The 268-nt window shown below is 45.5% G+C and carries 1 protein-coding gene; it reads right to left on the bottom strand.

Annotated elements, in window-relative coordinates:
* Nucleotides 1-268, bottom strand: a 268-nt coding sequence (locus AB4486_RS25875) for an LruC domain-containing protein (protein WP_372119600.1), incomplete at both ends; no start/stop codon positions are given.

Below are 268 nucleotides of genomic sequence, written 5' to 3' on the forward strand. Positions count from 1 at the left end.
GTCTTCAGCCGCTCCACGAGCAATAGCTTGGCCGTAGTAATCAAAACGAGTTATTTGGTTATTCGCGTTTGTATAAACACCTAATGCGTAGTGGCTAACAAAGTCATTCAGATCGTAGTCACCCTCATTTGGCCATAAATCTTCGTAGGCTAATGTGTACCATCCACTGGTTGGTGTTCGGCTATAGAAAGCGATTGTCGGATCGTTTGGTGCGTAGTCGTTTGCATCTGATACACCATCACCGTCACTATCCCCAATTGAAGGCCAT

Source organism: Vibrio sp. 10N.222.55.C6, assembly GCF_041473395.1.
GTDB lineage: Bacteria > Pseudomonadota > Gammaproteobacteria > Enterobacterales > Vibrionaceae > Vibrio > Vibrio crassostreae_C.